This window comes from Nonomuraea sp. NPDC004702 (assembly GCF_053601695.1).
This window is the reverse complement of the sequence record NZ_JBSGCE010000109.1, coordinates 1-18,177: the sequence shown is the minus strand read 5'-3', so window position 1 is coordinate 18,177 and position 18,177 is coordinate 1. Positions and strand designations below refer to the sequence as shown.

16 protein-coding genes are annotated in these 18,177 nt (G+C 72.4%); 10 read left to right on the top strand and 6 right to left on the bottom strand.

Translation table 11 applies throughout. The features are described from left to right. The 3 genes from ACWEJ6_RS50860 to ACWEJ6_RS50850 form a co-directional block, all read right to left on the bottom strand. Nucleotides 1-670 (bottom strand): glycosyltransferase family 2 protein (locus ACWEJ6_RS50860; protein WP_452432758.1); only part of this gene is annotated, 670 nt, incomplete at its 3' end. A gap of 29 nt (nucleotides 671-699) precedes the next feature. Then, nucleotides 700-2,337: a hypothetical protein gene (locus ACWEJ6_RS50855; protein WP_452432756.1), complete on the bottom strand. Its 1,638-nt coding sequence runs from the start codon at nucleotides 2,335-2,337 to the stop codon at nucleotides 700-702. Continuing rightward, the gene (locus ACWEJ6_RS50850) at nucleotides 2,334-3,269 is read right to left on the bottom strand and encodes a hypothetical protein (RefSeq protein ID WP_452432755.1); all 936 of its coding nucleotides are present in this window, start codon (nucleotides 3,267-3,269) and stop codon (nucleotides 2,334-2,336) included. The genes ACWEJ6_RS50855 and ACWEJ6_RS50850 overlap by 4 nt, the downstream gene beginning before the upstream one ends. A gap of 162 nt (nucleotides 3,270-3,431) precedes the next feature. Between ACWEJ6_RS50850 and ACWEJ6_RS50845 the strand changes: the two genes are divergently transcribed. The 10 genes from ACWEJ6_RS50845 (at nucleotide 3,432) to ACWEJ6_RS50800 (ending at nucleotide 14,740) form a co-directional block, all read left to right on the top strand. Beyond that, on the top strand, nucleotides 3,432-3,680 hold the full coding sequence (locus tag ACWEJ6_RS50845; RefSeq protein WP_352362763.1) for an acyl carrier protein: 249 nt from the start codon (nucleotides 3,432-3,434) through the stop codon (nucleotides 3,678-3,680). Continuing rightward, nucleotides 3,655-4,413 (top strand): SDR family NAD(P)-dependent oxidoreductase, encoded by a 759-nt coding sequence (locus ACWEJ6_RS50840; protein ID WP_452432753.1) that lies wholly within the window; start codon nucleotides 3,655-3,657, stop codon nucleotides 4,411-4,413. Before ACWEJ6_RS50845 ends, ACWEJ6_RS50840 begins: the two co-directional genes overlap by 26 nt. After that, a complete protein-coding gene (locus ACWEJ6_RS50835; RefSeq protein ID WP_397165145.1) occupies nucleotides 4,413-5,732 on the top strand; it encodes an AMP-binding protein in 1,320 nt (439 codons plus the stop codon). The genes ACWEJ6_RS50840 and ACWEJ6_RS50835 overlap by 1 nt, the downstream gene beginning before the upstream one ends. Continuing rightward, nucleotides 5,729-6,757: a LuxE/PaaK family acyltransferase gene (locus tag ACWEJ6_RS50830; RefSeq protein WP_452432752.1), complete on the top strand. Its 1,029-nt coding sequence runs from the start codon at nucleotides 5,729-5,731 to the stop codon at nucleotides 6,755-6,757. Before ACWEJ6_RS50835 ends, ACWEJ6_RS50830 begins: the two co-directional genes overlap by 4 nt. Beyond that, nucleotides 6,757-8,025, top strand: coding sequence for an acyl-CoA reductase (locus ACWEJ6_RS50825; protein ID WP_452432750.1), 1,269 nt, complete (start codon nucleotides 6,757-6,759; stop codon nucleotides 8,023-8,025). The genes ACWEJ6_RS50830 and ACWEJ6_RS50825 overlap by 1 nt, the downstream gene beginning before the upstream one ends. A gap of 231 nt (nucleotides 8,026-8,256) precedes the next feature. Then, entirely contained in the window at nucleotides 8,257-10,431 is a 2,175-nt protein-coding gene (locus ACWEJ6_RS50820; RefSeq protein ID WP_452432748.1) for a hypothetical protein, read from the top strand. A gap of 106 nt (nucleotides 10,432-10,537) precedes the next feature. Continuing rightward, nucleotides 10,538-11,788 (top strand): glycosyltransferase, encoded by a 1,251-nt coding sequence (locus tag ACWEJ6_RS50815; RefSeq protein WP_452432746.1) that lies wholly within the window; start codon nucleotides 10,538-10,540, stop codon nucleotides 11,786-11,788. Beyond that, nucleotides 11,775-12,473, top strand: coding sequence for a class I SAM-dependent methyltransferase (locus ACWEJ6_RS50810; RefSeq protein WP_364338183.1), 699 nt, complete (start codon nucleotides 11,775-11,777; stop codon nucleotides 12,471-12,473). The genes ACWEJ6_RS50815 and ACWEJ6_RS50810 overlap by 14 nt, the downstream gene beginning before the upstream one ends. 85 nt (nucleotides 12,474-12,558) lie before the next feature. Continuing rightward, complete coding sequence (locus tag ACWEJ6_RS50805) at nucleotides 12,559-13,233, top strand: polysaccharide deacetylase family protein (RefSeq protein WP_452432745.1); 675 nt, start codon at nucleotides 12,559-12,561, stop codon at nucleotides 13,231-13,233. Nucleotides 13,234-13,261: 28 nt separating this feature from the next. Continuing rightward, the gene (locus ACWEJ6_RS50800) at nucleotides 13,262-14,740 is read left to right on the top strand and encodes a hypothetical protein (protein ID WP_452432744.1); all 1,479 of its coding nucleotides are present in this window, start codon (nucleotides 13,262-13,264) and stop codon (nucleotides 14,738-14,740) included. Here ACWEJ6_RS50800 and ACWEJ6_RS50795 read toward each other — a convergent pair. The 3 genes from ACWEJ6_RS50795 to ACWEJ6_RS50785 are packed head-to-tail and all read right to left on the bottom strand — an operon-like array spanning nucleotide 14,737 to nucleotide 17,995. Continuing rightward, a complete protein-coding gene (locus ACWEJ6_RS50795) occupies nucleotides 14,737-15,201 on the bottom strand; it encodes a response regulator (protein ID WP_352318742.1) in 465 nt (154 codons plus the stop codon). The two genes, ACWEJ6_RS50800 and ACWEJ6_RS50795, sit on opposite strands and share 4 nt — an antisense overlap. Next, nucleotides 15,198-16,820, bottom strand: a complete 1,623-nt coding sequence (locus ACWEJ6_RS50790; RefSeq protein WP_452432742.1) for a sensor histidine kinase — start codon at nucleotides 16,818-16,820, stop codon at nucleotides 15,198-15,200. Before ACWEJ6_RS50790 ends, ACWEJ6_RS50795 begins: the two co-directional genes overlap by 4 nt. Then, a complete protein-coding gene (locus ACWEJ6_RS50785) occupies nucleotides 16,817-17,995 on the bottom strand; it encodes a PP2C family protein-serine/threonine phosphatase (protein WP_358282222.1) in 1,179 nt (392 codons plus the stop codon). The genes ACWEJ6_RS50790 and ACWEJ6_RS50785 overlap by 4 nt, the downstream gene beginning before the upstream one ends. Nucleotides 17,996-18,177 lie beyond the last annotated feature (182 nt).

The window sequence follows — 18,177 nt, the reverse complement described above, 5'->3', positions numbered from 1 at the left end:
TGCCCGGCTCCAGGCGGCGCTGGGTGATCGAGGAGCCGGGCTCGTCGCGCTGCCGCCAGTGGTAGACGACCTTGGACAGCACGTCCACCGACCGGGCGCCCACGTGAGCGGCCATGGCGACGGGCTGGTCCTCGTACATGCGCTCGGGGAAGCTCAGGCCCAGCCGGTCCCAGAAGGACCGGCGGTAGACCTTGTTCCACAACATGCGGTCGCGGATCAGCAGCGGGTGGCGGGTGATGTGGGTACGCCGCATCGGCGTGGCGAACGCCTCCCGATGGGCCCAGGAGGGGATGAGCAGGTTGCGGTAGAGCCGCATGACGTTCCCGCAGGCCAGGTCGGAGCCCGTGGACTCCAGCGAGGTCACCAGCCGCTTGAACGCCTCCCGCGGCACGGTGTCGTCGCCGTCGACGAAGGCCAGGTAGCGGCCGGTGGCCTGGGTCAGGCCGACGTTGCGGGCCTTTCCGACGCCCTGGTTGGGCTGCCTGATGAGACGGATCCGGGGATCGGCCGCCTGCCTGGACTCGACCTCGGCGCACCCGTCGTCGCGGCTGCCGTCGTCGACGCAGATGACCTCCAGGTCGGACATCGTCTGGCCGGAGATGGAGTCCAGGCAGGGGCCGATGTACTTCTCGACGTTGTGGAACGGGACGATCACCGAAAGAACCGGCACATGCACTCCTCAGCGTTGTCGTCGGCTCGTCAGCCGGACAGCAGTCGGAAGACCCGGCGGGCGACCTTGCGCGGGCGGGCCAGACGGCGGGAGAGGCGGTACCCGAGCGTGCGCCGGTAGGCGGCGGTCTTGCGCTGGGTCCTTCTCAGCTTGGACCTGGCCCGCACCAGCTCGCGCTCGCGGTAGGAGAGCTTGGTCTCCAGCCGGGAGATCCTGGCCAGGGCGGCGGTGAGCTGGTCGGCCAGGCGGTCGCGGGCGCCGAGCAGGTCACGGTAGGTGGGCGGGTCGGCGTGCTCGGCCGGATGGCCCAGCTCGGCGTCGAACTTGCGGGCCAGGTCGAGGTCGCCCTGGTCGCAGGGACGTCCGGCCATGCCGCACAGGGTCAGCGTGAGCTGGTCGGCCTCCAGCGGCCACGGCCACGGGTGGTGGTGGCCCGCCGCGAGCAGCCGTACGGCGAACCGCCACAGGACCCTGCACAGCACCACGCGCGGCTCGGGCGGCACGGCCGGCGCGGCGGTCTGGACGATGGCGGCGAACCGCTCGCCGTCGTGGACCAGGCCGTCGGCGGTCACGCACGGGCCGCCGTCGGTCTCCAGCCAGTCGGCCAGCGCCGACAGCAGCTCGCGCACGGCCCTGGTGTCCTCGCGGGCGCACGCCTCGACCAGGATCTCCTCGACCACCCGGCCGGCCGGGACCGGACGCTCGGCGCCGTCGGGCAACCGCCGCATGCCGCCCCTGGTCAGCTCGTGGACGACGGCCCCCTCCTCGATCAGGCCGAGCGGCAGCTCGACCGCGCCCTCCGCCTCCTCCGCGCCTGGCGTGTGCGGGGGCGACGGCGGCCGGGTGGCCACGGCGAGCCACAGCGGGGCCAGCTCCTCCCCCAGCCGGTGGCGGAACACCAGCCGGGTCAGCCGCAGCGGGTCGGCCACCAGCAGGCGGTCGCCGCCCTTGGCGCTCAGCGGGAACGTGATCGCCTCCGGCAGGTCGAAGGCGAGCGCCTCGCGCGCCAGCAACGCCCGGGGGGCCTGCCGCCCCGGATAGGCCGCGTAGCAGCGCTCGACGCTCAGCCCCGCCCCCTCAAGGGCGCCGTCGAGCGCGCCGGGCCCGCTCGGGTGGCTCGGGTCGAACCCGTGCGGGGCCCACTGGTCGTCGCCGCCCTCCCGGTCGGCGGGCCTGGCCTCGATGAACCGGTCGACGCCCAGGTCGTTGCGCACGCCCAGCACCAGCCGCCCGCCGGGCGCGACGAGGGCCGACAGCGCGTGCAGCGACTCGATCCACGCCGCCGCCGGCGCCTCGGCCGAGTGCGTGCGCAGCAGCCCGTCGAGCGCCAGCACCAGCTCGTACGGCTCGTCCGCGTCGAACAGGTCGAGCCGCCCGCAGTGGACGGCGAGCCGCGGGTGGCGTTCGCCGAGTGCGCAGGCGTCGGGGTAGGAGCGCAGCAGCACGGCCGTCTCGCCGGCCCGGTCCACCACGTCGTCGACCAGCACCTGCGGGTGCGGCCCGACCAGCAGCACCCGGCCGGTCGCCGGGATCACGCGGCTGACCAGCTCCAGGGCCGCGCCGCGCCAGTCGGTGACGCCGGCCACGTTGGACAGGTCCGACCACAGCAGCATCTCGCCGCCGATCAGGCGCACGTTCGCGGGCGCCTCGCTCACGCGCTCGCTCATGACGTCACCCCGTGGAGCGCACCCGGCCGCCCGGAGGCGGTCGCCCTCACCCAGGGCCCCGGACGCCCGGCTCCCGCCGCGCCTCCTCCTGCCGGCGCTCCCCCGGGCACCCGCTTCCATCCGAACATTCGCCGTAGCTCCTCCGGTGTCGCCTGATGTTCGAATCCCAGCTCCTGCCGCGCCACCTCGGCGGCCAGCTCGGGATCGACGTGCGTGCCGTGCAGCTCGGGCCAGAGCCGCATGCGGCGCGCCGTGCCGCCATACTCGGGGCGCTCGTCCTCGTACTGCATCGGGTCTCCGTAGACGGCGACCTCGCAGCCGACGGAGGCGCCGTAGAACAGCGCGCTGCCGAGCCGGTTGGAAGCCACCCTGCGGTGGCGCCGCAACTGGATCAGCTGCCGGCGTAGGAAGTCGCGCCCCTTGCTCTCCCACCGGGAACCGCGCTCGCCGTGACAGATGACCTTGAATCCCCTCGATTCGTACGCCCGCCGAATGTCCGGATTTGCATATTCCAGCCAGTAAAGACAGACAGTTACCGGTTCGGTCTCGACATTTCGGATTTCGTCGGCGAGGAGGGCATGATCCCCGGTCACGGACGACTTCTCCCAGCCATGAAAGGGATACCAGATCGTGCCCTTGCGTTCGGAGACCACGCCGAGCTCAGGCTCCAGGTGAAGCAGGTAGATCCAGGGCGCGCCGATGAGGTAGTGGCCGCGTCTGCCCATCGACCAGCCCCGGCGACGAAGCACGTCAGACCAGATGAAACGGGGATATCCGGGGCTGCACCAATGGTCGTTCGGGGGAAATCCGTGGAGATAGTTCCATCCGTGTTGAAGGAAGCCCTGAATTCGCTTCGGCGTCTCGTCCGGCAGCTCGCAGTACCTGCCCAGAATGCGCGAGTGCCCGTACCAGTGATTGGATTCGTCCATCATTCCCCCTGTAGCGGTTGGCGCGCCCCTTGGGACATTCCCAGCCCCGAACGACGGCCACGCGCCGTTATACGCTTCCATTACTCACGTCGGGGGTTTGGTTTCTCCTGCCACCGCAATCCCCGCTACACTGCGTCGTGGCTTGAGGACAGAGAGTGAGACATCATGAGTCATCTCGACCGCCTGCGGGCCGTCTTCCGCACGGCGCTCAACCTGCCGGCCGACGCACACGTCGACGGTCTCGAATACCGCGGCATCCCCCAGTGGGACTCCCTGGCCCACATGGCGTTGATCGCGGCGATGGAGGACGAGTTCTCCATCATGATCGACACCGACGACATGATCGACATGAGCTCGTTCGCCAAGGCGGGCGAGCTGCTGGAGAAGCATGGAATCGGCGCAGCCGCGGTCTGAGGCCCGCGTCGCCCTGGTCACGGGGTCGACGAGGGGCATCGGCCGCGCCATCGCCACCACCCTGGCCGCCACCGGCCACACCGTCGTGCTGCACGGCCGCGACGCCGAGCGCGCCGAGAAGGCCGCCGCCGAGGTGGCCGCGGCGACCGGCGGCCGCACGTGGTCCGTCCACGGCGACGTCGCCGACCGGGCCGTGGTCGCCGGCCACATGCGCGAGATCGGCCGGCGCCACGAGCGGCTCGACGCCCTGGTGGTCAACGCCGGCGTCTACGCCTCCGGCCCGCTGGCCATGACCCGCGCCGAGACCCTCGACGAGCTCTACCGCACCAACGCCCTGGCCCCGGCCCACACGCTGCAACTGGCGTTCCGGCTGCTGCTGCGCGGGCAGGGGCCCGCCGTCGTGCTGATCTCCTCGCTCATGGGCCGGGCGGGCGGCGCCAACCAGGCGGCCTACTCCGCGACCAAGGCGTCCGTCATCGGCCTCACCCTGGCCGCGGCCAGGGAGATGGGCCCGGCGGGCATCAGGGTCAACGCCGTGGCCCCCGGCTACGTCGAGACCGACATGCTGAAGACGCTGCGGCCCGACGACCGCGAGACGGCGATCTCGGCGACCCCGCTGCGGCGCATCGGCCGGCCCGACGACGTCGCCCAGGCGGTGGCGTTCCTGCTCTCGCCCGCCGCGTCGTACATCACCGGCCAGGTGCTCGGGGTCGACGGCGGGCTGGTGCCGTGATGTTCCCATCCCGGCAGGCCGGGCTCGTCGTCGCCGGCGAGCAGGAGGGGCTGGCCGGCGACGAGCTGGCCCGGCGCGTCGCCCGCGTGGCCGAGGCCCTGTCCCGGCTGCGGCCGGGGCCGCTGTTCTGCGGCATGCGCAACAACCTGGCGTCCGTGCTGCGCTATCTCGCCGCCTGGCAGACCGGCAGGCCGATCGCGCTGCTCGACCCCGACCTGTCGGCCGCGGCCCTGGCCGACCTGGTGGGCCGGTTCCGGCCCGCGGCGCTGGTGGGGTTCACCCACGCGCCCGACGGGCCGCCGGGCGCCCGCGGCCAGGCCCCCGACCCGCATCCCGACCTGGCCGTGCTGCTGGCCACCTCGGGCTCGACGGGCAACCCCAAGCTGGTGCGGCTGTCCCGGGAGGCGGTCGCGGCCAACGCCGCCGCCATCGCCTCGGCGTTGTCTATCATGCCCGGCGAGATCGCGCCCACCAGCCTGCCGCTGCACTACAGCTACGGCCTGTCGGTGCTCAACAGCCATCTGCACGCGGGGGCGACGGTCGTCCTGACCGAGGCGGGGCTGCTCGAACGGTCCTTCTGGACACACCTCGACGAGCACAAGTGCACCTCGCTCGCGGCCGTCCCCTACCAGTACGAGATGCTGCGCAGGCTCCGCTTCGACCGCGCCGAGCATCCCACGATCCGCACGCTCACCCAGGCCGGCGGCCGGCTCAGCCCCGAGCTGGTGTCCCTGTTCGCCGCCCAGGCCGACCGCTTCTTCGTCATGTACGGGCAGACGGAGGCCACGGCCCGCATCGCCGTCCTGCCGCCCGACCGGCTCGCCGACAAGCCGGGCTCGGCCGGGCAGGCCGTCCCCGGCGGGCGGCTGACGATCGACGGCGGCGAGGTCGTCTACCAGGGGCCCAACGTGATGATGGGCTACGCCGAGACCGCCGCCGACCTGGCCAGGCCCGACGACCTGGGCGGGGTGCTGCGCACCGGCGACCTCGGCCGGCTCGACGACGAGGGCTTCCTCTACGTCACCGGCCGGCTCAGGCGCATCGCCAAGATCTTCGGCGTCCGGGTCAACCTCGACGACGTCGAGCAGCTGCTGCGCGACACCGTGCCGGTCGCGGCGACCAGCGGCGACGACCGGGTCACGGTGTGGGCCGAAGGGCTCGACGCGGCCGGGTGCCGCAACCTGGCCCGCCGGCTGGGCGCCGAGCTGCGGCTCCACTGGAGCGGCTTCGACGTGCGCGCCGTCGAACGGCTGCCGCTGCTGCCCACCGGCAAGATCGACTATCGGGCGCTGGAGTCGGCCGCGGAGGCCGGGCGGTGAGCGTGTTCACGCTCGACGCGGCCGCGCGGGAGGAGGTGCTGGCCGGGGAGCTGGCGGCGCTGACCGAGCGGCACCGGCGGGCGTGCCCGCCCTACCGGCGGATCCTCGACGCGATCGGCGCCCGTCCGCCCTACGAGCGGGTGGCCGACCTGCCGTGGCTGCCGGTACGGCTGTTCAAGACCCACGAGCTGCGCAGCGTCCCGTCCGAGGCGGTGTTCCGGGTCCTGACCTCCAGCGGCACCACCGGGCAGCGGCCGAGCCGGGTCTACCTCGACCGGGAGGCGGCCGCCGCGCAGCCGCGCATGCTGGCCGCGACCCTGCGGGCGGTGCTGGGCGAGCGGCGGCTGCCGATGCTGATCGTCGACGGCCGCTCGGTCGTCCGCGGCCCGGCCCTGAGCGCCCGGGGGGCCGGGGTGCTCGGGATGATGAACTTCGGCAGAGACCACACCTTCGTCCTCGACGAGCAGGGCGAGGTCGACGCGGCGGCCGTCGAGGCGTTCCTGGCCCGCCACGGCGGCGAGCCGTTCCTGGTCTTCGGGTTCACGTTCATGGTCTGGCTCTACCTGCTCGGCCTGGGGGCCGATCTGTCCCAGGGCGTGCTGATCCATTCGGGCGGCTGGAAGCGGCTGGCCGAGCAGGCGGTCGACAACGACGCCTTCCGCCGGCGGCTGGCGTCCGAGTGCGGGCTGACCAGGGTCCACAACTTCTACGGCATGGTCGAGCAGATCGGCACGGTCTTCCTGGAGGGCCCCGACGGCGACGGGCTCTACTGCCCCGACTTCGCCGACGTCGTCATCCGCGACCCCGGCACCTGGCGGGAGGTCCCGCCCGGCGAACCGGGGCTGATCGAGGTGGTCAGCACCCTGCCCACCTCCTATCCCGGCCACGCGCTGCTGACCGAAGACCTCGGCATGGTGCACGGCGTCGACGACGGCCACTGGCCGGGCAAGCGGTTCACCGTGCTGGGCAGGTTGCCGCGGGCCGAGGCGCGCGGCTGCAGCGACACGTTCGGGCAGGGCGGCTGATGACCGATCGATCGATCACCACCCGGATCCCGCGAGTGGGCGACGCGGGCGGGGTCGAGGTGCGTTTTCCGCCCGGCGGCTCGCCCGTCCCGGTCGAGGAGCTGGTCGCGCAGGTGCGGCAGGGCGAGCCCCTTGAGGTGGGCGACGAGCGGATGCGCGCGTTCCTGGCGGCGTTCGGCAAGCGGCTGCTGCGGCCAGCGCTGGCCCGCCGCCATCCCGAGCTGGGCTCGCTGGGGTTCTTCCTGCGGCCCAGCGAGCTGGCCCGCACCCTCGAAGAGCTGCGCACCCCGCACGTACGCGTGCCGCGCGGCCTGGTCTTCCACCTCCCGCCGGCCAACGTCGACACGGTCTTCGTCTACTCCTGGGCCCTGTCGGCCCTGATGGGCAACCGCAACGTGGTCCGCCTGTCACCGCGGGCCGGGGCGGTCGCCGCGGTCGTCCTCGACACGCTCCGGGAGGCGCTGGCCGACGCCGATCCGGTGGTGACGGCCACGCAGCGCATCGTCTCCTACGACCGGCGTGCCGAGGCGGTCACCGCCGCCCTGTCGGCGGCCTGCGACCTGCGGGTGATCTGGGGCGGCGACGACACCGTACGCGAGGTGCGCCGCCACCCGCTCGCGCCGCACGCCCGCGACCTGACCTTCCCCGACCGCTCGTCCTTCGCGGTGGTGAACGCGGCGGCCTGGCTGTGCGCGCCGCGCGCGGCCAGGGTGGCGGCGGCCGAGGGGTTCGTCAACGACAGCTACTGGTTCGACCAGGCCGCCTGCTCCTCCCCCCGCACCGTGTTCTGGGTGGGGGCCGACGACGACTGCGAGGCGACGCGGGCCGACTTCACCGAGCAGGTGTCGCGGGTGCTGGCCGGGCGCGGCTGGGACGTCGACGCCGCGATGGCGGTGGAGAAGCGGGTCTCGGTCTACGGGCTGGCCGCCGACGGGCTGGTCGATCTGATCGAGTTCCGGGGCAACGCGCTGGCCAACGTGACGCTGGCGGCGGCGGCCGCCATGCCGCGGCGGTGGCTGGGCGCGGGCACGTTCGCGCACGCGCGGGTGCGGACCCTGGCGGAGCTGATCCCGATGGTCGAGCGCAAGGACCAGACGTTGACCCACTTCGGCTTCTCGCTGGGCGAGCTGGAGGAGCTGGCCCGGGAGCTCGCCGGGCGCGGGGTCGATCGCATGGTGCCGGTGGGCAGCGCGTTGAGCTTCCACCGGGTGTGGGACGGCGTCGACCTGCCGGGCGAGTTCACGCGACTGGTGACCGTGGTCAGATGAGCCCTCATCGGACGAACCGGCCGCGCTCGGGGCCGGAGCACCGATGACGACCGTTCCTCCGCAGGCCATCGCGCCGCCGGGCGGTGATCCCCCCGTGGCGGCCGGCCCGTCATCCGGGACGGGCGGCCCCCGGCGCCTGGCGCTCTCCTTCGTGGTCGTCGCGCCGATGCGGGCTGGACACGACCCGCGATCCCTGGCCGGGGCTCGGGGGCATGAGGGGGTGGCTTGGGGATGACGGCTGTGGTGGCGGAGGCCGCGGTCAGGGAACGGCGGGCGCCGGGATGGGCGCGGCGGCTGCTCGCGGGGTGGCTGCCGGCCGGGACGGTGCTGGGCGGGGCGGCCTGGGTGTTGCTCTGGTGCGGCGTTCCGGCAGGCGATCTGGCGGCCTTCGGCGCGTACGTCCTGCTCGGGGTGGCGCTGCCGGGGACGTTGCTGTGGCGGGCACTCACCGGCGGCGGCCGGTCGTTCGCCGAGGACGTGGCCGCCGGGCTGGCCCTCGGGTACGCGGTCGAGGTCCTGGTCTACATCCCCGCCCGCGCGGCCGGCCTGCCGCTGCTCGTCCTGGGCTGGCCGGTCACCGCCGTCGCGGCGTTCCTCGCGGTGCCGCGGTTGCGGCGCCACTGGCGGGGCCGGGCCGAACGCGAATGTATGCCCTGGTGGTGCGCCTGGTCGCTGGCGGGGGTCGCCGGTTACCTGCTGGCCTTCTGCGCCCGGTCGCTCTACCGCGTGCCGATCACCGACGCGTACGTCGACATGCCCTACCACCTGGCCCTGCTCGGCGAGGTCAGGAACCACGTGCCGCCCACGCTGCCGTCGGTGCTGGGCGAGCGGCTGTCCTACCACTGGTTCGTCTACGCCGAGATGGCGGCCACGAGCTGGGTCACCGGGATCGAGCCGGTGACGCTGGTCTACCGGCTGTCCACGTTGCCGATGACGTTCGCGATGGTCGTGCTCGTGGCGGTGCTCGGGCGGCGGCTCGGCGGGCGGTGGGGGGCGGGGCTCGCGGCGGTCGGCGTCACGTACTTCCTGTTCGCGCCGGTGCTGCAGGAGGGCGTGGTGTTCACCTCGCGGTCGATGTTCACCGCGTGGGCCAGCCCGACGCAGACGTTCGGCGCGTTGTTGTTCGCGCCCGTGATGCTGGTGCTCACCGCCATGCGGCCGCGGGGGTGGGCGGCGGTGGCCGTGCTGCTGCTGGCGCTGACCGGGGCGAAGGCGACGTTCCTGCCGTTGCTGCTGGCCGGGCTGGTGTTCGTGCTGGTCGTGCGGTTTCCGGTGGACCGGCGGCTGCGGCGGGAGTGGCTGGTGCCGGCGGCGATCACGTCCGGCTGCCTGCTGATCGCGCAGTTCGTGGTGTTCGGGCGGGGGGCGCAGGGCACGGTGGTGGCGCCGTTCGCCACGATGCGCACGTTGTGGGGGGTGGTGGCGGACGTGCAGCCGCCCGCGCTGGCCGCCGAGCCGTGGGGGCCGGTGCTGGTGTTCGCCGGTGTGCACCTGTTCTGCCTGCTCTGCGTGTGGGGCGGCGTGGTGGCGCTGAAGGCCCGGCTGCTGGATCCTGGGGTGCTGCTGCCGGTGGGCGTCGGGCTGGCGGGCATCGGCGCGATCATGGTGCTCGGCCATCCGTCCGACGCGCAGCTCTACTTCCTGGAGGGGGTGCGGCCGTACCTGTCGGTGGCCGCGGTGTGCGGCGTGGTGGCGGCCGTGGAGCGGCGGCGGGTGCCGTGGGCGGTGGTCGCCCTCCTGGCCGGGGCGGGGGCGGCGGTGGCCGTCGCGGCCGCGCGGCTGGTGCCGCCGGGTACGGTGCTGGTGCGGGTGCTGGTTCCGTACCTGGTGCTCGCAGGGGTGGCCGTGGTGGTGCTGGCGTTCCGGCGCAGGGGGTTCTCGCTGGCGGTGGTGGCGCTGCTGGCGGGGTACGCGGTGCCGACCTCGCTGCGGGAGGTGGTCGTGCACGTCGCGCCGGAGCCGTGGGAGCGCGAGCGGCTGATCCCGGCCGGGGCGCTGGAGGCCGGACGGTGGCTGCGCGACCATTCCGCGCCCGGTGACGTGGTGGCCACCGACCTCCACTGCCGCAACCCGGCGCCCCGCCGTACGTGCGACAGCAGGCACTTCTGGGTGTCGGGGTTCACCGAGCGGCGGGTGCTGGTCGAGGGCTGGGCGTACGCCGAGAGCACGCTGTCGCGCGCCGAGATGTTCGTGACCCCCTACCTCCAGGTGCCGTTCGCCGACCAGGCCAGGCTGGCGGACAACGACGCGGCCTTCGGCGAGCCGTCGGCCGCGAACGTCCGCAGGCTCCGGTGGAAATACGGCGTCAAATGGCTGTTCACCAGCAATGATCCGGCGTTGGAGAAATACGCCGAACTGCGCTTCCGCAACGCCGACGTCTCCGTGTACGAGCTCACGACCAGGTAAAGCTTGTCCCCGTTCATGGAATGGTGAGCAGAAACGGCACGCGCCCCGCTGGACGCCCCCAGCACCATTTCCGTGAACCTACCGCCGCAAGCGATCAGGGAATTCTATGGACACGCGTGCCGCCATGGACCCGAGCCCCAACGTCCTGGACACCTCGGCCGGCCTGGCGACCGTCGACATCGTCATCCCGGTGCTCAACGAGGAACGGGCGCTGCCGGGCTGCGTGCGCACGCTGGCCGCGTTCCTGGAGGACAGGTTCCCGCTGCCGTGGCGCATCACGGTCGTGGACAACGGCAGCACCGACGACACCTGGCCCATCGCCACCCGGCTGGCCGCCGAGCACGACCGGGTGCACGCCCGCCGGCTCGACATCCGGGGCCGCGGCGCCGCGCTCAAGGCGGCCTGGCGGGAGAGCCCGGCCGACATCGTCGCGTACATGGACGTCGATCTGTCCACCGACCTCGGCGCGCTGTTCCCGCTGGTCGCGGCGGTGGCGAGCGGGCATTCCGAGATCGCCATCGGCACCCGGCTGGCGCACAGCGCCCGCACCCTGCGCTCGATCCGCCGCGAGGTGGTCTCGCGCAGCTACAACGCGCTGCTCAGGTACGGGTTCGGGGTCAGGTTCAGCGACGCCCAGTGCGGGTTCAAGGCGGCCAGGACCGACGTGGTCCGGCCGCTCATGGACAAGATCGAGGACGACGCCTGGTTCTTCGACACCGAGCTGCTGCTGCTGGCCGAGCACAACGGCCTGCGCGTGCACGAGGTGCCGGTCGACTGGATCGAGGACACCGACTCGCGCGTCCGCGTGGTCCGGACGGCGATCGACGACCTGAAGGGCCTGGCCAGGGTCGCCTGGTCGATGTCCATGGGCCGGGCCGACGTCGAGGTGGCGCGTTCGGAGCTCAGGCCCACGCATCCCGACGCGGTGGTCGCCCGGCCGAGGGCGGTGACGCTGGCGAAGTTCGCCTCGTTCGCCGCGATCGGCGTGTTCTCCGTCCTGCTGTACGCGCTCATCTACCTGCCGTTGCGCGGCGTCTGGGCGCCCGCGCCGGCCAACCTGGGCGCGCTGGTGCTCAGCGGATTCGTCAACACCGAGGCGAACCGGCGCTGGACGTTCAACCGGCTGGGCGGACGGCGTACCGCGATGCACTTCCGGGCGGCGCTGCTCTTCCTGGCGAACTACCTCCTGACCACCTCCGCCGTGCTCGGCCTGCGCAGCGTGTCGCCGGGGGCCGGGCGGCTGATGGAGATGAGCGCGGTGGTCGCCACGTACGGACTGCTCACCCTGATCCGCTTCACCGCCCTGGACCGCTGGGTCTTCTCCCGCACAAGGAACCAACCACATGGAAACCACTGAGATCCGCCGGCTGCTCGACCTTGAGGACACCCACTGGTGGTACCGCGAGCGCCGGGCGATCCTGCGCAGGGAGCTGCGCGAGCTGGGCCGTCCCGGCCGGGCGCTCGACGTCGGCGCGGCGGGCGGCGGGAACACCCGGGTGCTGGTCGAGGCGGGCTGGGACGCCACCGCGACGGACTACTGCGAGACGGCGGTCGAGGTCGCCAGGGAACGCGGGCTCAAGGCCGTGCACGCCGACGCGCGGGCACTGCCGTTCGAGTCGTCGAGCATGGACCTGGTGACCGCGTTCGACGTGCTCGAACACATCCACGAGGACCATCTCGTCACCGAGGAGATCGCCCGGGTGCTGGCGCCCGGCGGGCACGCGCTGATCGCCGTCCCGTGCGACATGGCGCTGTGGTCGGCGCACGACGACGCCGTGGGCCACGTACGCCGCTACGGCCGCGACACGCTGACCGTCGTGGTGGAGAAGGCCGGGCTGAGGGTGGACCGGCTGTGGAGCTGGAACGTGCTGCTGCGTCCGCTGGTGGCCCGGCACCGGCGGCGGTCGAGGGGCAGCGACCTGCAGCGGACGCCCGCGGTGGTCAACGCGGGCCTGTCGATGGTGGTGCGCGCCGAGCGCTACCTGCCGGTCAGGTCGCTGAAGGGCGTGACGCTGTTCCTGCGGGCCAGGCTGGGCAGGTGACGGGTTCCGCACCACAGGCCGGGGTCAGGTCTCAAGTCGATGTCCGGTGACGCGGACGGGCCCGGATGGTTCTAGGCTGTCGCGTGTGGTGATTCACGCCCTCCTCGCGGCCACCCTGGCCCTGACCGCCACGCCCGCGGCCGCCACCCCGAAGATCGACTGCGCCCGGCTCAAGTGCCTGGCGCTGACCTTCGACGACGGCCCCGGCGAGCACACGGCGACGCTGCTCAAGGCGCTCAAGAAGGAGGGGGCCAAGGCCACCTTCTTCCTCGTCGGCAAGCAGGTCGAGCGGCGTCCGGCGCTGGCCAGGCAGCAGGCCGCGGAGGGGCACGCGATCGGCGACCACACCTACTCCCACCCCTCGCTGCCGACGCTGCGCGACGACGACATCATCGAGGAGCTGCGCACCACCCAGGCCCTCATCCAGGACGCCACGGGCCGGCGGCCGACGATGTACCGCCCGCCCTACGGGCACACCGACGAACGCGTGCTGCGCATGGCCGACCAGCAGGACCTCGCCGAGATCCTGTGGACGGGCACCACCCTCGACTGGAAGCTGCGCGACGCCAAGAAGATCAAGGCGACCGTGCTCAAGCTGGCCAAGCGCGACGGCGTCATCCTCATGCACGACACGGTCCCGCAGACCGTCAAGGCGATGCCCGAGATCCTCAAGGAGCTCAAGAAGCAGGGCTACACCCTCGTCACCGTCCCGACGCTGCTGCGCGGCAAGGGGCCCGACTCCGGACTGAGCTACTTCTGAGCACGTCTCCCTCCTGAGTGCTGGAACCATGGAGAGCGTCAGCCCCGCCGCCGCACGTCCCAGGCCGTGGGTCGCCCTCGTCACCTTCCTGATCATTCAGGCGGTGCTCGCCTGCTGGTGGGCGGCCTTCTACCCCGGGCTGTTCAGCCGCGACTCGGTGCTCTATCTCAGCCATACCATCGTCGGCCCGTGGGTGAGCGATCACTCGGTGGCCTACGACGCGTTGTTGTGGCTGAGCTTCACCAGGACGGGTGACCTCGGGGCGGTCACGTTCGCGCAGACCACGGCGATGGCGGGGGCGCTGACGTACCTGGCGCGGTCGCTCTGCGCGCTGGGGGCGCCGCGGTGGGCCACGACGCTGGTGGCGGTGCTGGCGCCGGTGACGCCGACGGTGGGGGCGTTCACGGTCACGTTGTGGAAGGACGTGCCGTTCACGATCTGCGCGATCATGATCGCGGGGGTCTGCGCGCGCATGGCCGCGCGCCGGCGGGTCTCCCTGGCCGGGCTCGGCGTGCTCATGACGCTGCTCGGGCTGTTCCGCGCGAACGGCTTCCTGGTGGTGGGCATCGCCGTCGTCGTCCTGCTGGTGGTCGTCGCCACGCGGCGGGTCCGGCTCGCGCTCGTCGGCACGGTGGCGGCCGCCGTGCCGCTGCTGCTCACGAACCTGCTGTTCCCCCGGTTCGGCATCACGCCGCCGTCCAGCACGTACGTCTACCACACGGCCTACGCCGACGTGGCGGTGGCGTTCAGGGAGCGGCCGGAGCTGTTCACCGAGCAGGACAAGGCGCTGATGACCTCGGTCGCGCCGCTCAGCAGATGGTGGGAGGGCGGCACCTGCGCCACGGTCAACCTGCTGATCTGGCGTCGCGACTTCAGCTGGCCGGCCGCCGACGCGCACGCGGGCGAGCTGCTCGGCCTGTGGGAGCGGTTGCTGACCAGCGACCCCGGGATGATCGTCGGCACCCGCCTGTGCCGGGGGGCGATCGCGTGGAGCCCGATGCAGGACCCGTACGTGGTCGGCGGGATGACGTACCGGTTCTCGCGGCGGCCCACCGCCGACACCTACGTGGGGCCCGGCAAGGTGCCGGACTTCGCCGGCCGGGGGGTGTTCTCGCTCCGGCCGTTGTCGGCCGAGCTGAACCAGGTGGCCGAGCCGTGGCTGACGGGGGCGCTGCTCCCGCAGTGGGACTGGGTGCTGTGGCGGGGGGCCTCGTGGGCCTACCTGTCGTACGCGGCGGTGGCGCTGGGGGCGCTGGCCCTGCGCAACCGCTACGTGGCCGGGGTGGCGGCGGTCGTGGCCGGGCAGCAGCTGGCCGTGCTGGCCAACATCTCGGCCCAGGACTTCCGGTACATGGCCGCGCCGATCTTCGTCGGGCTGCTGCTGGTGCCGCTGCTCCTGGCGAGCGCCGGGCGGCTGCTGCGCGCCGCGGCCCGGTCGGCGTGGCGCGCGCTGCGCCGGCCGGCCCCGCCCGCCGCCGAGACCGGGCCGGACGACCAGGGCGGCTAGGCCAGCCCCTGGCCGTCGGGCAGCCGGGTACGGCCCGGCAGCCGCACCACGGTGACGAAGAACTCGTCGATCTGCCGGATGACGGCCATGAACTGCTCAAGGTCGACGGGCTTGGTCACGTACGCGTTGGCGAACAGCTTGTAGCTGCGCAGGATGTCCTCCTCGGCCGAGGAGGTGGTCAGGACGACGACCGGGATCGCCCGCAGCTCCGGATCGCCCTTGATCTTCTCCAGCACCTGCCGCCCGTCGTACTTGGGCAGGTTGAGGTCGAGCAGGACGAGGTCGGGCCGCGGCGCGCCCACGTGCGCCCCGCGCTGGTAGATGAAGTCGAGCGCCTCCAGGCCGTCGCGCACGACGTGGAGGTTGTTGCGGATCTTGTTGTCCTCGAACGCCTCGCGGGTGATGAGCTCGTCACCGGGATCGTCCTCGACCAGGAGCACTTCGATGGGCTGGACGGTCATGCGGTTGCTCCTTCGTCGGTGACGGCGGGCAGGGTGAAGCTGATCCGGGCTCCCTCGGTGTGGCCGGTGTCGAGCCAGATCGTACCGCCGTGGTTCTCCACGATCTTCTTGCACATCGCCAGGCCGATGCCGGTGCCGCTGTAGGCCTCCCGGCTGTGCAGGCGCTGGAAGATGATGAAGATCTTATCGGCGAACTCGGCCTCCACGCCGATGCCGTTGTCGGTGACCGAGAACAGCCACTCGTTCTCCCGCTGCTCGCAGGTGATCCGGATGCGAGGGGCGCGGTCGGGGGCGCGGAACTTCAGCGCGTTGCCGACGAGGTTCTGCCAGAGCATGCCGAGCATGGTGGGGTCGCCGATCACGTTGGGCAGCGGGTCGGGCCGCTCGATCTCGGCGCCGGTCTCCTCGATCACCGCCGACAGGTCCACCAGCGCCTTGTCGAGCGACTCCGTCAGGTCGACCGGCTTGCGGTCGTCGTACAGGCGGCCGACGCGGGAGAAGGTGAGCAGGTCGTTGATCAGGACCTGCATGCGGGTGGCGCCGTCCACGGCGAAGTGGATGTACTGGAGGCCGCGCTCGTCGAGCACGTCGCCGTAGCGCTTCTGGAGGAGCTGGCAGAACGTGGCGATCTTGCGCAGCGGCTCCTGGAGGTCGTGGGAGGCGACGTAGGCGAACTGCTCCAGCTCGGCGTTCGACCGCCGCAGCTCCTCGGCCTGGGCGTCGAGGCCGGCCGCCTGCTCGCGCAGCACGACGTGCTGCTTGCGGAACTCTTCGAGGGCGAAGACGATCTTCGTCCGCATCGACTCCACGTCCTGTGCGACCTCGCGGATGTCGGCCGGCCCGGTGACCGGGATCGCCCGGTCGAAGTCGCCGGCGGCGATGTCGCGGGCGGCCTCGCGCAGCTCGTCGAGCGGACGCCCGATCGCCCGCCGCAGCAGCACCGCCATCGCGACGCCGGCCACCAGGAACAGGATCAGCATGATGACGAAGGCCAGGTTGCGGATCTGCTCGACCTGTCGCAGCTCCTCCTGGGCGCGCTGCCGGGCCTTGGCCAGCCGGTCGTCCTGCCGGTCGAGCAGCGCCCTGATCTGGTCGAAGGCGTGCTTGCCGCTCTCGATGCGGGCGGCGGAGATGACCCCGTCGGCCCGCTTGTCGGCGGTGAGCGGCTCGGCGTAGTCGCGCCGCCAGGTGGCCGCCGCGTCCCTGACCGCGTTCAGCTCACTGACCAGCTCCGGACGGTCGCCGATGAGCGCGGCGATGCGCTCGCGGCTGTGCCGCTCGGCCGCCACGCCCGCCGTGTACGGCTGGAGGAAGTCCTCGTTGCCGGTCAGCAGGAAACCGCGCACGCCGGTCTCCTGGTCGATCAGGGTGCTGCGCAACTGGGCGGCCTCGATCCTGGCCGGCGAGATGCGCAGGATGACCTGGTCCGACAGCCGCGCGGTGCGGTCGAGCATCACGGTGGCGACCACGACGCAGGTGACCACCAGGACCGACACGGCCGCGATCATCAGCACGAACCAGCCGTGGACGGTCAGCCGCTGCCAGCCCTGCCCGCCACCACGCGTACGGGAAACCTTCTGCACGGCCTGCCTCTCCAGCACGGACGCCTGTTCGCTCACGATTCGTCTTTCCAGCGCAGGTGCACGACGGCGACGTCGTCGGCCGCCGCGTCGTGGACGGAGGCCGCCTCGACGTCGGCGAGGATCGCGTCGAGCAGTTCCTCGCTGCCCAGGCCCGTCCACCGGGAGGACAGCTCCAGCAGGCCCTCCTCGCCCAGCCACCGCGGCGTGTCGCCCGGCAGCCGGCGCTCGAAGAGGCCGTCGGTGTAGAGCGTCACGCCGCCGCCCTCGGGCAGCTCCAGGAGGTCCTCCTCCCAGTCGGCCTCGATGGGCAGGCCGAGCGCGGGCCCCTGCCGCGGGTCGGCGAGGAGCACGGAGTCGGCCGTGTGCACCAGCAGGCCGGGGTGTCCGGCGCGCCAGACGCGCATCGTGTGCCGGTCGGGCTCCAGGACCACCGTGGACATCGTGACGAAGATCTCGGAGCCGGCCCGTTCGGCCCGCAGAATGCGTTCGAGCTGGCGCAGCAGCGGGACGCCGGTCATGCCGTTGAGCACCAGCGCCCGCCAGGCGATGCGCAGGCAGACGCCGAGCGCCGCCTCGTCGGGCCCGTGGCCGCAGACGTCGCCGATCACCGCGTGCACGACCTTGTCGTCGGTCTCGACGACGTCGAAGAAGTCGCCGCCGAGCGTGGCCGAGCCGCGGCTGGCCCGGTAGCGAGAGGCGACCTCCAGGGGCATCTCCTGCAGCAGCGGCGTCGGCAGCAGGCCGCGCTCCAGGCGGGCGTTCTCCTTGGCGCGCATGCGTGCGGTGTGCAGCGCCACGGCCGCCTGCTCGGCCTGCTTGCGCTGCATGGCGTAGCGCAACGTGCGGCCCAGCCATTCGGCCTCGACCCGGCCCTTGACCAGGTAGTCCTGGGCTCCGGCGGTCACCGCGGCCAGGCCCGCGCTCTCCTCGGCCAGGCCGGTCAGCACGACGACCGCGGCGTCCCCGGCCTCCTCCAGCACCGACGACAGGGCGGAGAACTCGTAGGCGTCGGGCAGGCCGAGGTCGAGCAGCACGCACTGAGGGCGCAGCCGGGCCAGCGCCCTGCGGGCCTCGTCCACCGAACGCGCCCACTCCAGCCGGACGGCAAGGCCGCTGTCCTCCAGCAGCTCCTGGACGATCAGCGCATCCTGCGGATCGTCCTCCACGAGCAACACCAACGGCTGCCGGACATCCTCACTCGCATGGGCCATGTTGGCAATTGCACCCTTCGTCACCGGCACCGAGCTCTAACGAATCGACGCCTCAGGTGCCCCACTGCCCACTACGGCCAAGAAGTGGCCCAAACTCACACACTTTTCCCAAGAAACTTTCCGGTATGCGTCCACGAGCTGAGCAATCGTCACGGGCCGGGGTCGAGGGGGTCTGGCGAATC